Source organism: Rhizobium rhizogenes NBRC 13257 (assembly GCF_000696095.1).
Taxonomy (GTDB): Bacteria; Pseudomonadota; Alphaproteobacteria; order Rhizobiales; family Rhizobiaceae; genus Rhizobium; species Rhizobium rhizogenes.
Window position 1 is genome coordinate 385,327 of the sequence record NZ_BAYX01000002.1, and the last position, 15,184, is coordinate 400,510.

Below are 15,184 nucleotides of genomic sequence, written 5' to 3' on the forward strand. Positions count from 1 at the left end.
ACAGTTCTATCCCATTTGTGATCGAATAGGGGTTTAATGTGGAGCGGAACACGGTAATAGTACGCATTCATGCTATGTAGCGTTTTTATGACATGGCATTCGGCATTCGAAGGGGGATTCGTTGCCACCGCGGCCCGGTATGATTGCTGGGCTGCGTTCAGTACCCCGAAGAGCGCCGCGATCTGCTGATGAAACGAGGGGCAGGTCCGGCGGGCGCATTGAGTGGACCGCGATTTCGATTGGAAAATCCGCGGCGTGCTGGAAGGAAAAGGATATGAGCAAAGTCAGCGGCAGCAACGGCGGCGACTCCAAGAATACTCTGTATTGTTCATTCTGCGGCAAGAGCCAGCATGAAGTCCGGAAGCTGATTGCCGGACCGACCGTCTTCATCTGCGATGAATGCGTCGAATTGTGCATGGACATCATCCGCGAGGAAAACAAATCCTCGATGGTCAAGTCCCGTGACGGCGTGCCGACGCCGCAGGACATCATCAAGGTTCTCGACGAATATGTCATCGGCCAGAGGCAGGCGAAGAAGATCCTGTCGGTGGCGGTGCATAACCACTATAAGCGTCTCGCGCATGCGTCCAAGAACGGCGATGTCGAACTGGCGAAGTCGAACATCATGCTCGTCGGCCCGACCGGCTGCGGCAAGACCTATCTCGCGCAGACGCTGGCCCGCATCATCGACGTGCCCTTCACGATGGCTGATGCCACGACGCTGACCGAAGCTGGTTACGTCGGTGAAGACGTCGAAAACATCATCCTGAAGCTACTGCAGGCTGCCGACTACAATGTCGAGCGCGCCCAGCGCGGTATCGTCTACATCGACGAAGTCGACAAGATTTCCCGCAAGTCGGACAATCCGTCGATCACCCGCGATGTCTCGGGCGAGGGTGTGCAGCAGGCGCTTCTGAAGATCATGGAAGGCACGGTCGCTTCCGTTCCTCCCCAGGGTGGACGCAAGCATCCGCAGCAGGAATTCCTGCAGGTCGACACGACGAACATCCTGTTCATCTGCGGCGGCGCGTTTGCCGGTCTCGACAAGATCATCTCCGCTCGTGGCGAAAAGACCTCGATCGGCTTCGGTGCTGCCGTCAAGGGCCCCGATGACCGCCGTGTCGGCGAAGTGCTGCGCGAGCTGGAGCCGGAAGATCTGGTCAAGTTCGGCCTGATCCCGGAATTCATCGGCCGTCTGCCGGTCCTGGCGACGCTGGAAGACCTGGACGAGGATGCACTGATCCAGATCCTGTCGGAGCCGAAGAACGCGCTCGTCAAGCAGTACCAGCGCCTGTTCGAGATGGAAGACGTCGAATTGAACTTCCATGAGGACGCATTGCGCGAAATCGCCCGTAGGGCGATCGTGCGCAAGACCGGCGCTCGCGGCCTGCGTTCGATCATGGAAAAGATCCTGCTCGACACCATGTTCGATCTGCCGGCGCTGGAAGGTGTTCGCGAAGTGGTCATTTCCGAGGAAGTGGTTCGCGGCTCCGCCCGCCCGCTCTATATCTACGCCGATCGGCAGGACGAAAAGGCCAACGCCACCGCCTGATCGACAGATCTGCAGCTTAAATACAGGGGCTCGTCGTTGACGGGCCCCTTTCTATTTGAAAAATCGTACAGTTTCCTGATAAAGTCCGGGATAAGCTTATGGGAACGCCGTCCAAACCGGTTGTGAAGAGCGCCCGCCGCAGCCATGATGGCATGATTCCGGAATCGTCGGTGGATCGGGTTTTTGCTCGGCTGTGGTCCTCCGCGGCCTGCGTTGCCGGCAGTGTTCGAGTAGCCGGGGTCCGGTGTTTGTTGTTGCGTTCCTCCTTGTGAATTCGTGTCTCGCTGCCTCACGGCGCGCGTCCTGCACGACTTGAAATAGATAATGTGAAGCTCCACTTCTAACCCAAGTGAGAGAGCCGGCTAATCCCCCAAGGCCGGCAGAGAGCCCGGGAACGGGACGACGGAAAGGAAATGACATGACTAAGAAAACGTCTGCGGCAAATGAGAGCATTGCCTATCCGGTATTGCCGTTGCGCGACATCGTGGTTTTCCCCCACATGATCGTGCCGCTGTTCGTCGGACGGGAAAAATCCATCCGCGCGCTGGAAGAGGTCATGGGGTCTGACAAGCAGATCATGCTGCTGACCCAGATCAATGCCAGCGACGACGATCCGGCCCCGGATGCGATCCACAAGGTCGGCACCGTGGCGAATGTACTGCAGCTCCTGAAGCTTCCCGACGGCACCGTTAAGGTGCTGGTCGAAGGCAAGGCACGCGCGGAGGTCGACACCTATACGGCGCGCGAGGATTTCTACGAGGCCCTCGGCCACGTCCTGCATGAGCCAGCGGAAGATCCGGTCGAACTGGAGGCGCTGAGCCGCTCGGTCGTTTCGGAGTTCGAGAGCTATGTGAAGCTCAACAAGAAGATTTCGCCGGAAGTAGTCGGTGCGGCCAGCCAGATCGAAGACTATTCGAAGCTCGCCGATACGGTTGCCTCGCACCTGTCGATCAAGATCACCGAGAAGCAGGAGATGCTGGAAACCACCAGCGTCAAGGGCCGCCTCGAAAAGGCGCTCGGCTTCATGGAAGGCGAGATTTCGGTCCTGCAGGTCGAAAAGCGCATCCGCTCGCGCGTCAAGCGCCAGATGGAGAAGACCCAGCGCGAATACTATCTGAATGAGCAGATGAAGGCGATCCAGAAGGAGCTCGGCGACGGCGAGGAAGGCCGCGACGAGATGGCCGAACTGGAAGAGCGCATCTCCAAGACGAAGCTATCCAAGGAAGCCAAGGAAAAGGCCGATGCGGAGCTGAAGAAGCTGCGCCAGATGAGCCCGATGTCGGCGGAAGCCACTGTCGTGCGCAACTATCTCGACTGGCTGCTGGGCATTCCGTGGCACAAAAAGTCGAAGATCAAGACCGATCTGGGCAATGCCGAGAAGATCCTCGAAGCGGATCACTTCGGTCTGGACAAGGTCAAGGAGCGCATCGTCGAATATCTGGCCGTCCAGGCCCGCGCGACCAAGATCAAGGGCCCGATCCTGTGCCTCGTCGGCCCTCCGGGCGTCGGCAAGACCTCGCTTGCCCAGTCGATCGCCAAGGCGACCGGCCGCGAGTATGTCCGCATGGCGCTTGGCGGCGTTCGTGACGAAGCCGAAATCCGTGGTCACCGCCGTACCTATATCGGCTCGATGCCCGGCAAGGTCATCCAGTCGATGAAGAAGGCCAAGAAGTCCAACCCGCTCTTCCTGCTCGATGAAATCGACAAGATGGGCATGGATTTCCGTGGCGACCCGTCTTCGGCCCTGCTCGAAGTGCTGGATCCGGCGCAGAACTCGACCTTCATGGATCACTACCTGGAAGTCGAATACGACCTGTCGGACGTGATGTTCATCACGACGGCGAACACGTTGAACATTCCGGCTCCGCTAATGGACCGCATGGAAGTCATCCGTATCGCCGGCTACACCGAAGACGAGAAGCGCGAAATCGCCAAGCGGCACCTGCTGCCGAAGGCCATCAAGGAACATGCGTTGCAGCCGCAGGAATTCTCGGTCAGCGACGATGCCCTGATGGCAATTAGCCAGCAGTACACCCGCGAAGCCGGTGTTCGTAACTTCGAACGCGAATTGATGAAGCTCGCCCGCAAGGCGGTCACCGAGATCATCAAGGGCAAGAGCAAGTCCGTTGCGGTCACCGCTGCGAATATCGACCAGTATCTCGGCGTTCCGCGCTTCCGCCACGGCGAAGCCGAGCGTGAAGACCAGGTCGGTGTCGTCACCGGTCTCGCCTGGACGGAAGTTGGTGGCGAGCTGCTGACGATCGAAGGCGTGCTGATGCCGGGCAAGGGTCGCATGACCGTGACCGGCAACCTGAAGGAAGTGATGAAGGAATCGATCTCCGCCGCGGCCTCCTATGTCCGTTCGCGCGCTGTCGACTTCGGCATCGAGCCGCCTCGCTTCGACAAGAGCGACATCCACGTCCACGTACCGGAAGCGGCAACGCCGAAGGATGGTCCGTCGGCCGGTGTCGCGATGGCAACCGCCATGGTCTCGATCATGACCGGCATCCCGGTTTCCAAGGATGTCGCCATGACCGGCGAAATCACGCTGCGCGGCCGTGTCCTACCGATTGGCGGACTGAAGGAAAAGCTGCTCGCAGCACTTCGCGGCGGCATCAAGATCGTGCTCATTCCGGAGGAAAACGCCAAGGACCTGGCGGAGATCCCGGACAACGTGAAGAACAACATGGAGATCATCCCGGTATCCCGCATGGGCGAGGTGATCAAGCATGCGCTGGTTCGCCGGCCCGAGCCGATCGAATGGGACGGCACCGTCGAAACACCGGTGATTGCAACGGTCGAGGGTGTGGACGATGTCGGAGCGACGATCGCGCATTAAGTGCGGTTTCGCCTGATTTATGACAAATTGACATAAAACGAGAAAAGACCGGCGTTTTTGCCGGTCTTTTTTTGTGAAAAGCTTTTGGCGGCGCTTGCTTTTCCTTGATTTGCAGGGCTTTTGGGGTTGCGGCGGGCCGGAGCATACGTATTCTGCGCCCCGCTAACAGACTAGTCGTTTCATACCAGTAGAAAGGGGTGGAAACATGAATAAGAATGAGCTCGTGTCCGCAGTGGCCGAGAAGGCCGGTATTACGAAGGCCGACGCTGCTTCCGCTGTTGACGCTGTTTTCGATGCCGTGCAGGCTGAACTGAAGAAGGGCGGCGACATTCGTCTCGCAGGTTTCGGTAGCTTCACCGTTTCTCACCGTGCAGCCTCCAAGGGTCGCAACCCGTCGACCGGCGCTGAAGTTGACATCGCGGCCCGTAACGTGCCGAAGTTCACGCCCGGCAAGGGCCTGAAGGACGCTGTTAACAGCTGATCCGTTTTCACCCGCCGTCGGAGCGGTTGCTCCATGGCGGACGATATGAGGGGTTCGAATCATTTCGAACCCCTTTTTTGTTGGCACGCGGCGATCAGAGAAGCGTGCGTCCGCCGTTGACTGCAAATTTCTGACCCGTCAGGAAGTCTGCCTTGTTCGAGGCGAGGAATACCACCATGTGGGCGATGTCCTCCGGTGTTCCGAAATGCCCAAGCGGAGTTTGGGCGAGATAGTCATCGATCGACTGCTGGGACGATCCGACATGGCGTTCGACGGGAATCCAGCCGGGAGCGACCAGATTGACCGTAATCCCTTCGGGCGCCAATTCCCGAGCCCAGGAGCGGGTCATGGAAAGCATGGCGCCTTTTGCCGCCGCATAGTTCCCGACATTGGGATTGCCGAGCTCTGCTATTTCCGAGCCGATATTGATAATTCGTCCCGACTTGCGCTGGCGCCAATCCGACAGCACCGCCTGAAGCAGTTCGAGGGGGGCTTTGACGAAGAACTCGAGCTGATCGAGATAGGTCCGCCAGGATTGCTCCATCAAGGGCATGCTTGGCTGCGGACCCGTTGCGTTGTTGACGATCAGGTCGACGGGGCCGATCGCGTCCCTGATTGCATCCAGCCCCGCGGTCAGCTGAGCCTTGTCGATCACGCTGAATTTTGCCGCATAGGCTTGGCCGCCCTGCTGCCGGATCGCATCAACTACCGCTTCCGCTCCAGGGGTATCGTTCGCATAATTAACTGCAACGGCCCAACCGTCCTGCGCCAATCCGCGCGCGATGACCGCGCCAAGCCCGCGGGATGCACCCGTTACAAGCGCTACTTTCATTGAATTCTCCTCCCGTGTCTCCCGTTCGTGGCCGGGTCTGCACCCGACCACCAGTTTTCTAGAGGCCTTTGCTCTTACCAGCGGTGATGGACGTGCGGGGCGATCAGACGCTCGTAGATTTCGCGCGTTGCCGCCATGACGTCGGCAGGCAGCGGTGCGAGATCGGCGGCGGCCGCATTGGCCTTGGCCTGCTCGGCATTGCGGGCACCGGGGATGACGACGGTGACCGCCTCGTGCATCAGGATCCAGCGTAGCGCAAAGGCGGCCATGCTAGCACCGGCTGGAACAAGCTTGCGCACTTCTTCCACCGCCTGCAGGCCGACCTCGAAGGGCACGCCGGCAAAGGTCTCGCCGACATCGAAGGCTTCGCCGTTGCGGTTGAAGTTGCGGTGATCGTCGCTGGCGAAGTGCGTGTCACGGGTGATCTTGCCGGAGAGCAGGCCGGAGGCCAGCGGCACGCGGGCGATGACGGCGACCTGCTTCCGCTTGGCTTCCTTGAAGAACAGATGGTCAGGACGCTGGCGGAAGATGTTGTAGATGATCTGGATGCTGACGACGCCGGGATATTCGATTGCCTTCAGTGCTTCCTCGACCTTCTCAACGCTGACGCCATATCCCTTGATCTTGCCGGCCTTCTGCAGCTCGTCGAGACCTGCGAAGACTTCGGGGCGGTAGAGCACTTCCGTCGGCGGGCAATGCAGCTGTACGAGATCCAGGCTGTCGACGCCGAGGTTCTTCAGGCTGCGGTCGATGAAGCCTTCGAGATTGGCCTTGGTGTAGCCGTCGGCCACATGCGGGTTGAGGCGTCGGCCAGCCTTGCTGGCAACCATCGGGCGCTCGCCGCCGCGATCCTTCAGCACGTCGGCGATGATCTTTTCGGAGCGGCCGTCGCCATAGACGTCGGCAGTGTCGATGAAGGTCATGCCAGCATCGAGTGCTGCGTTCAGTGCCGCGCGGCCATCGGCCTCGCTGACATCGCCCCAGGCGCCGCCGATTTGCCAGGCGCCGAAGCCGACATCCGTGACGGTGAAGGGCGTGCGGCCGAAAGCATGGTGTCTCATGAAAATCTCTCCGTTCGTACTGAAAGTCTAGCGCAGTAGCAGCCGTCTGAAGTCGCGGCAAGCGCGTGAGGATGGCGCAGGATCGCAATCGTGTGACATAGGAATATGACAGCGTTCGGCAATCCACGAAAGCATGGGATGACCGCTGCCGGCAGGTATTCATTGCCTCCGTATTTGCCTAAAAGGGATGCCAGATATCTGACATCGACTGGAGCCTATGGCCTCTTTCAGCTTCATCCACGCCGCCGACCTGCATCTCGGCAGTCCTTTCCAGGGGCTGGCTCTGAAGGATGCCGCGATCGCCTCGATCTTCGTGGAGGCGAGCCGCAAGGCCTTCTCGACGCTGGTGGGGCTGGCGATCGAGAAACGGGTCGATTTCTTCCTCATTGCCGGCGATGTCTATGACGGCGATTGGAAGGACAACAAGATCGGCCTGTTCTTCAACCGCGAAATGGCGCGCCTGGAACGAGCCGGAATCCCGGTCTATCTGCTGCGCGGCAATCACGATGCGGCGAGCGTCATCACCAAGACCATCACGCTGCCGGCCAATGTCCATGAATTCCCAACCAGCAAGCCGGGCTCCGTCAAGCTGGAGGCTTTGCGGGTGGCGCTGCACGGGCAGGGCTTTGCCGAACGCTCGGCCAATGACAATCTGGCGATAAACTATCCGGCACCCGTATCCGGCTGGTTCAACATCGGTGTTCTCCACACCTCGCTCACCGGCCGCGAGCCGCATGCGCCCTATGCGCCGTGCTCGGTCGATGACCTGCGTTCGCGCGGCTACGACTATTGGGCGCTTGGCCATGTCCATGACTATGAAGTGGTGGCAACCGATCCGCTGGTGATCTTTCCCGGCAATCTACAGGGCCGCAGCATTCGCGAACGTGGCGCCAAGGGCGCCGTGCTCGTCACCGTCGAGGATGGCCGCATCAGCCACGAACGCCTGATCGTCGACGAGGCGCGTTTTGCGCAGGTCGATATCACAGTCGATCCCGAGGACGATCAGGCCGCGATCCTGCGCCACGTCGAGCAGGCGGTGCAATTGCTGGCCGATGAGATGGCAGGGCGGATGACAGCGTTGAGGGTGCGGCTGTCGGGCATCACACCGCTGCAGGGTGCTATCGCCGCCAATCGCCAGCAGTGGCGCGATGAAGTCGAGGCAGCCTGCCATCGCGTGCACGAGGATATCTGGCTGGAAAAGCTTGAACTGCGGCTCGAAGCGCCCTCTGCGGCTGCTGTCGAGGCCAATGGCACGCTTGATCTTGGGCAATTGCTCTCCGAGCATGCCGGTGACGCGGATATCGTGGCCGAAGCAAGCCGGCTGGTCGGAGAGATCGCGGTCCGCCTGCCGGGCGGGTTGGGCGCGGCAGAGCTGCCGCTGGACGACTCAATCGAGACCTTGATCGAAGAGGCGCGGCAATTGCTGCTGGCACGCGGGCAGGGAGCGGGCTGACCCATGCGCTTTAACCGGCTCGATATTCTTCGCTACGGCGCGCTGACCGACCGCACGCTCGATTTTCGCACGGGCGCCAGGCTGCACGTCATTTACGGGCCAAACGAAGCGGGCAAGTCGTCGGCGTTGAGCGCGATTTCCGACCTGCTGTTTGGCTTTCCGACTGCCGCTGAGCAAAGCTTTCTGCACGAGCCGACGACCCTGCGCGTCGGCGCGTCGATCGCCACGCGCGATGGTGCAACGCTCGCCTTTCGTCGGCGTCGCGGACGAAAGAACACGCTGCTTGCACCTGATGACAAGGAAACGCCGCTTGCAGAAGATGCCCTGGCGCCATTTCTCGGCAATCTGAGCCGTGATGTCTTCGAGCGCGCCTTCGGCCTCGATTCCCTCCGATTGCGGCAAGGGGCGACGGCGATGCTGCGCAGCGGCGGCGAGATAGGCAGTCTGCTGTTTTCCGCTGCCTCCGGTCTCACCGGCCTCTCTCGCCTGCGCCAGTCGCTGGAAGGCGAAGCCGATGGCATCTATGCGCAGCGCCGCTCCAAGGATCGAAGTTTTTATCAGGCGCTGGACCGCCACGACGAGGCTCGCAAAGCCGAACGCGACAACGAGCTCAAATCCGGCGACTGGAAGAAGCTGCTCGCCGAAGCCGCCGAGATCGAGGCCGAGTTGGAGCGTTTGCAGGATGAGCGTCATCAGACGCGGCAGGCCCTCGACCGGCTGCAAAAGCTGAAGACGCTGCAGCCTCTACTGGCCGAAATCGATGCGGAGAGGGCGGCCCTTGAGGACCTCGCTGATCTCGCGGCAATACCGGACAGTTTTGCCGATCGGCTGGAGCGGGGCCTGAACGACAAGCGCACCGCCGAAGAGGAACTACACCGCGCCCAGCAACTGGCCACGCGCACCGGCGAAGAACTGTCGATGATCCGCATCGACGAAACCGTGCTGCAATTAGCCGACGATATCACCCAGCTCTTTGCCGATACCGGCAATTATCGCAGCCAGCGCCAGGATCTGCCGCGCGTCGATCAGGAACTGGCCGGCTATGAGGCGACGCTTGCGCAACTCGGCCGCCGCCTTGGCTTTGCCGATGTATCACAGTTGGAAAAGCAGCAGCCCAGCGACGCCGATCGCGTCCGCCTCTCCGAACTGGTCGAGGAAGGCAGGCGGCTGTTGCAGCAGGGCCAGGGAAATGCCGAGCAATTGGACAGCGAGCGCCGGCAGCTGGCATCGTTGGAGAAGGACGGCTCCGCGGGCCGCCTGATCGATCCGAGGCCGTACACAGATCAGCTGGAAGCATTGGCAAGTGATCTCGCTAGCCTTGCCCGTCTTGATGGGCTTGAGACGCAGATCAGCCGTATCGTGACGGATCTTCGCGAGGCCGCGGGCCGCCTGCGCCCGGCGGTCGCCGATATCGACGCGCTCTTTGCTACATCGTTGCCGGATGGCGCCGAGATCGCCGCGCATCGGGAGACCATAGATGCGGCCCGCGCCGGCGTACGCGAAGCATCCGACAAGCTGCGCGGCTATGATGAGCAATTGGCAGAGATCGAACAGGCGCTGGCAGATGCGGAGCGGACCGGCCCGATCGTCACCCGTGAACAGATCGCCGGCGCGCGTGAAGCGCGTGATGTCCAATGGCGATCGATCCGCGATGGGCTGACGGATGCCGGCCAATCTCCGGACGGCAAAGCGATCGCCGCTTTTGCGGCAACCCTGGCTGAAGCGGATCGACTGGCCGATGCGGCATTGAGCGATGCGGATCGCGTCTCGCGCCATGCCGATAACCGCCTGCGTCAGGCACGATTGCTGCAGGAGTGCGAGGAGGCCGCAAAACGATTGCAGCAGCGCGAGGAAGCCTCGGCAAAGGCGCTGGCCGCTTTCGCGGCACTCTTCGATGCATCGGGTGTTTCCGCTCTCGATCCGGCAGCCATGCTGGAATGGCGGCGTGGGGTCGAGGCTTTGTTCCGCGAGCGCCGGGCTCTCCGTGATCTGCAGGATGAGCGGAGTGAGGCTGGCTTGGCGGAGACGCGTATCTCGCCGGCGCTGAAGGATATTGCTGATGCCACCGGCTACAAGAGCGGCCGCCTGCCGCCGGGCGCAATGGCGGAAGGTTTGAGAAAACATCTCCGTTTGCTGTCGGAGCATTGGAGCGAGAGCCGGACGCGCGAAGGCGAGATCGGCGCGGCGCGGGACCGGCTGACGCGGCTTGGCGAGCAGCAACAGGTTATCGAGCGGCGTCAAGCCGTTTGGCGCGATGCCTTCGGCAAGGCAGTCCTGTCGCTCGGTCTTTCCGCCGATGCGACGCTGGAAATGGCTGCCGCAGCCTTGAAGGCATGGACGGAGTTGCCGGATGTTCTGGCTGAGCATGACAATCGCCAGCGCCGCGTCAGCGGCATGCGCCGTGACATGGCCGATTTCGAGCGGCGGCTCGCTACCCTTGCCGCAACCGCTGGATACGAGGTGGATCATCTGCCGCCGGATGCCGCCGCCGAGGCATTGCACGCCCGTGTCAGCGCGGTGCGTGGCGAGCAGAAGAAGCATGACCGGCTCGAGGAGGAGCGCCAACGCGCGGAGGCGCAGGCCGCCCATTGTGGCGAGGCGCTTGCGACGGTCACGGCCGCCCTTGCCGATCTAACAGCGGATTTGCCCGAGGACACCGATCTGCCGGCTCTGCTCTCGCGCCTGCGCGATCGCGCCCGCTTGCATGCGCGGCTCGCCGAAAGCCGCGACCGCTTGCGTCAGCAGTCGGAAGGCGATGGCGAAGAGGTGATTCGTGCCGAACTCGTCGGCTTCGAACGCGTCGCCGCCGGACTGGAGATCGAGCGGCTATCTGCAGAGGACCAGAGGCAGTTCAGCGCTAACGGTGCGCTCGCGGCCCGCCTGGCGGAAAACCAGCGGCAACGGAGCGCGCTTGAAACCGGCGTCAGCGCCGAATACGCCGTCTTCGAAAAGCTTTCCGCCGAGCAGGAAGCCAAGGACCTGGCGCGGCAATGGGTGGTGCTGAAGCTTGCCGCACAGATGCTGGCAAGCTCGATGGAGGCCTATCGCGAACAGCAGGCCGATCCGGTGATCACGCGGGCAGGGGAACTCTTCTCGCTGCTGACCGGCCATGGCTTCACGCGGCTGGTCGAGGAACACGACGACGCGGATACGCTGCAGTTGCTGGCCGAACGCTCCGGCGGCGAGCGCGTGCCGCTAGCAGGCTTGAGCGAGGGAACCGGCGATCAACTCTACCTCGCCTTGCGGCTTGCCTTCCTCGAAGACTATTCCGCCCGCAACGAACCGGCCCCTCTGATCGTCGACGATATCTTCCAGACCTTCGACGACGAGCGCGCCAGCGCCGGATTGAAGGCGCTCGCCGGCACGGCGGAGCGTTTCCAGACCATTCTCTTCACCCATGAGATGAGCGTGGTCGAGATCGCCAAGCGGGAGATCGGTGGGGGTTTGGACCTGATCCGGCTTTGAGCGCCCGGCAGAATGTCGGCCTTGGATGATTTCACCGAATGGCATAGGCTGGCAGTAGGAGCGAGACGCGGCGAGCGCCGGTCAAAGCAGGAGAAAAGCCGTGGAAATTAAGCCTAATGGATCACGCCCAACGCTGAAGGCACCGGCGGAGTATTTTACCGGCGAGGTGCGCCAGGAGCCGTTGATGCAAGCGCCGGCGCCAGCCCGCGTCCAGGTCGTCAGCGTCAGCTTCGAGCCGGGCGCCCGCACCGCCTGGCATACTCATCCTTTCGGACAGACCCTGGTGATAACCGCGGGCAAGGGGGTCGCGCAGAGCTGGGGCGGCGACATCCGGGAGATCAATGCCGGTGATGTCCTCTGGTTCGAGCCCGGCGAAAAACATTGGCACGGTGCGGGACCAGAGACCGCACTCACCCATATCGCTATTCAAGAGACGCAGGATGGCAAGGCTGCGGATTGGATGGAATATGTGAGCGAGGAACAGTATCGCGCCTAACGACGCGATAAGACATCGATCCGGCCGGATCGTGAACTCATTGTGGCGTGTGCAATTTCGTCGGGATCAGGATCTTGGGGGCCGATTTGTCCCGGCTATAGGCAGGATTGAGGGCGCGATCCACGAAGGTCCGCGTCTCGTCTAGCCTGCGCAAATTATCCTTCTCCCGCTCGAAGCGCTTTTTCCGCTCTCCCGAGTTGTCGGACCCGCGCGACACCAATTCATGGCGGTAGAGGCAGGCGAACGGCGTCCATATGATGCGGAACCCGGCCTTGTGGGCACGCACGCAATAGTCGACGTCATTATAGGCGACCGCGAAATTCTCTTCGTCAAATGCGCCGATGGCGCGGGCGCAGTCGCCGGAAATCAGCATCACCGCGCCTGTGACGCAGGTCATCGAATTGCGGACATGCAGCCTGTTCATCGGGCCGCCAAATTCCCTAGGCTTGTTCATATACCAATGACCGGCCAGCCCGCCGAAGCCGACGATGACACCGGCATGCTGGAGCTTGTTATTGCCATAGAGCAGCTTGGCGCCGACAATGCCGGTTCCCTCATAGGCGAGGCAGGTCACCTTCTCTTTCAGCCAGCCCGGCTCGATGATTTCGACGTCATTGTTGAGGATCAGATAGTGTTCGCCTGTAGCGGCACTGAGGCCTCGATTGACCGAACGAGAGAAGTTGAACGGTTCCGGTATGATCGACGCGGAGAACTGCGGGTAGGTCCGACGATAATGGTCGTAGAGATCGAGGACAGCCTGATCCGAGGAGCCGTTGTCGACGACCAGCACCTCGAAATTGGGGTAATCCGTGCGTTCGAAGATATCCTTCAGCACCCTCGAGATCAGGTCGAGGCTGTCCTTGCTGGGGATGATGATCGAAACCTTGGGCCAGGCAGCCTCCGGCCGCTCGAACATGACGCGATGGAGGGTGTCCGTCAGCGCCTCTTCCGTGCGAATGGGCTGCTGCCGGTGCGCGAATCGTTCGGAAAGCGTCTTGCGGGCATTGGTGGTCGCCGCATCCATGAACTTGCGCGAATAGGTGCGGCCATTGCGCCGCCACCAATAGGCCGGGTAGGGCAAGTGCAGGATTGTATCGTCGGGCAATCCATCCAGATAGCGCAACAGCAAGTCATAATCCTGAGAGCCGTCATATCCGGTGCGCAGATAGCCGATCTCCTGGAGCCGGCCGCGGCGATAGATGGAGAAATGATTGATGTAGTTGACGCCCGTCAGGAGAACGGGATCGTAGGCCGGTTTCAGCATCAGTCCTGTTGCCTTCAGCATATCGTCGACCACCAATTCGTCGGTATAGAGAAAATTCGCGCGTGGATTTTGTTTGAAGACATGCCGCACGACCTTGAACGTATGCGGCGCGATCATGTCGTCATGGTCCAGAAAGGCAACCCATAGGCCACGGGTCTGAGACAGCCCGGCATTGGAGGCAGCCGCTATGCCGCCATTCCTGCCGTTCAGAACGAACCGGATATTGCCCTTCAACTTCTGCGTCTCATACCATCGCCTCGTTTCTTCCGAAGTCGATCCGTCGTCGCTGAGAATCAGTTCTTTGCCCTGCTCGTTTTGCGGTGCTGGCATGCTACAAGACTTGGATGACGTCATCGAATGGCATAAGTTGGGGAGGGACGAAGCGTGGCGAGCGCCGTCGAAGCTGGAGCGTGGCCTTGGAGATTAAGCTTAATGGATTAAGTCCGCTGCCGACGGCACCGGTTAAATATTTCACTGGTGAATTGCCGGCCCAACCGATCAAAATTGCCTTCGTCTTCTCTGGTAACGGTTCGCAATGGGCGGGAATGGGCGTCGAGGCTTATCAAGAGAACCGCCATTTCCGGCAATGTTTCCAGTCGTTCAGTGCTCTCTTTGAATACTATCTTGGCGAGAGGCTGACGGATATCCTGGTGTCCGCTGACCTGTCTTCGCGGCTTGCCGATACGAAGGTTGCGCAGCCCCTGCTGTTTGCCGTTCAAGTTTCCCTCTCGGACTGCCTCTCGGCGCTTGGTGTAAAGCCTGATGTTGTCCTCGGCCATTCGGTTGGTGAAATAGCAGCCGCCTATGTGGCCAAAGCACTGACGGCTGCCGAGGCGGTCGCCATCATCGCTAAACGCTCGCTGCATCAGGATCTTCTTGCCGGTGAAGGCAAGATGGCAGCCGTTGTTCTCGATGAGGATGGCGCACTCGCCTTTGCCAAGGCACACGACCTAGACGATATTTGCATCGCGGCGATCAATGCACCGAATTCGGTTACGATTTCCGGTCCTGTCCACCAGATCGAGGCATTCAAGAATACTGCCCGCCAGGCGCACATTGTCGTGCACATACTCGACATCAACTATCCCTTTCATCATCCGATCATCGACCGGGCAAAGGATGCCTTCCTCGCGGATCTGCTAGATGTCGCGCCGGACGCTGGCACGGCCTCTTTCATTTCGACGGTGACAGGTGAGCTCTATGATGGGCGTCTGCTGGACACCAAATATTGGTGGCGCAATGTTCGCGATCCTGTGCTTTTCAAGGTTGCCTGTCAGGCGGCGATGGCGATGGGGTGCAACTTGTTTATCGAGATCGCGCCGCGCCCGATTCTCTCGAACTATGTTACGGAAATCGCCAAGGAGGCATCCATCCAGGCGGTCGCGGTCCCTACGTTGCTGCGTGAGGTGCCGCTCCCCGGTCGTGATCCGGTCTCGCAGTCCTTCGCGCGAGCTGTTGCTCATGGCGCACCAGCTTAAAGGAGCTGGTTCAAGGACGCGGCACAAAAGATTTGGTCTTCATCGCCTCCATGGCGAATCACTGGCCATGGGAGTTGGCCATCGCAGCTCTCGTGCTTGTTTCGGCAGTGCTTTTGACGATCGTCATCACGGGCAACTACTGAGCGGCACGCTTCGGCGTGCCCGGTTCCATTCGTGCGCAAGATATAGAGGGCGCGCTCTCCCCGAAGTGAGAACGAGCGTTGAACAATTGCCAAGCGCGGCTTTGCCTATTCATCTTTTTT

General features: G+C 60.6%; 9 protein-coding genes and 1 pseudogene. 7 read left to right on the top strand and 3 right to left on the bottom strand.

Features of this window, described 5'->3' with window-relative positions:
• Positions 1-274 precede the first annotated feature (274 nt).
• From clpX to hupB, 3 genes are all read left to right on the top strand, one after another.
• The gene (gene clpX, locus RRH01S_RS05880; protein WP_007692709.1) at positions 275-1,552 is read left to right on the top strand and encodes an ATP-dependent Clp protease ATP-binding subunit ClpX; all 1,278 of its coding nucleotides are present in this window, start codon (positions 275-277) and stop codon (positions 1,550-1,552) included.
• 418 nt (positions 1,553-1,970) lie between these two features.
• The gene (gene lon, locus RRH01S_RS05885) at positions 1,971-4,391 is read left to right on the top strand and encodes an endopeptidase La (protein ID WP_007692707.1); all 2,421 of its coding nucleotides are present in this window, start codon (positions 1,971-1,973) and stop codon (positions 4,389-4,391) included.
• A 205-nt stretch (positions 4,392-4,596) separates the two neighbouring features.
• Positions 4,597-4,872, top strand: a complete 276-nt coding sequence (hupB, locus tag RRH01S_RS05890) for a DNA-binding protein HupB (RefSeq protein ID WP_007692705.1) — start codon at positions 4,597-4,599, stop codon at positions 4,870-4,872.
• 94 nt (positions 4,873-4,966) lie between these two features.
• Here the strand turns inward: hupB and RRH01S_RS05895 are convergent, their stop codons facing one another.
• The gene (locus tag RRH01S_RS05895; protein WP_007692703.1) at positions 4,967-5,704 is read right to left on the bottom strand and encodes an SDR family oxidoreductase; all 738 of its coding nucleotides are present in this window, start codon (positions 5,702-5,704) and stop codon (positions 4,967-4,969) included.
• Between the two features lie 74 nt (positions 5,705-5,778).
• Positions 5,779-6,765, bottom strand: a complete 987-nt coding sequence (locus tag RRH01S_RS05900; RefSeq protein WP_007692701.1) for an aldo/keto reductase — start codon at positions 6,763-6,765, stop codon at positions 5,779-5,781.
• A 217-nt stretch (positions 6,766-6,982) separates the two neighbouring features.
• Here RRH01S_RS05900 and RRH01S_RS05905 point away from each other — a divergent pair, with 217 nt between their 5' ends.
• The 3 genes from RRH01S_RS05905 to RRH01S_RS05915 all read left to right on the top strand — a co-directional run bounded on the left by RRH01S_RS05905 (position 6,983) and on the right by RRH01S_RS05915 (position 12,179).
• Positions 6,983-8,218, top strand: a complete 1,236-nt coding sequence (locus RRH01S_RS05905) for a metallophosphoesterase family protein (protein WP_007692700.1) — start codon at positions 6,983-6,985, stop codon at positions 8,216-8,218.
• 3 nt (positions 8,219-8,221) lie between these two features.
• A complete protein-coding gene (locus tag RRH01S_RS05910) occupies positions 8,222-11,683 on the top strand; it encodes a YhaN family protein (protein ID WP_042470281.1) in 3,462 nt (1,153 codons plus the stop codon).
• A gap of 100 nt (positions 11,684-11,783) precedes the next feature.
• Positions 11,784-12,179, top strand: coding sequence for a (R)-mandelonitrile lyase (locus tag RRH01S_RS05915; protein ID WP_007692695.1), 396 nt, complete (start codon positions 11,784-11,786; stop codon positions 12,177-12,179).
• Between the two features lie 37 nt (positions 12,180-12,216).
• Here the strand turns inward: RRH01S_RS05915 and RRH01S_RS05920 are convergent, their stop codons facing one another.
• Entirely contained in the window at positions 12,217-13,773 is a 1,557-nt protein-coding gene (locus tag RRH01S_RS05920) for a glycosyltransferase family 2 protein (RefSeq protein ID WP_042470283.1), read from the bottom strand.
• Between the two features lie 143 nt (positions 13,774-13,916).
• On the opposite strand from RRH01S_RS05920, the pseudogene RRH01S_RS05925 reads away from it, so the two are divergent.
• Positions 13,917-14,912, top strand: a pseudogene (locus RRH01S_RS05925) (acyltransferase domain-containing protein); the annotation flags it as partial.
• Positions 14,913-15,184: the final 272 nt, after the last annotated feature.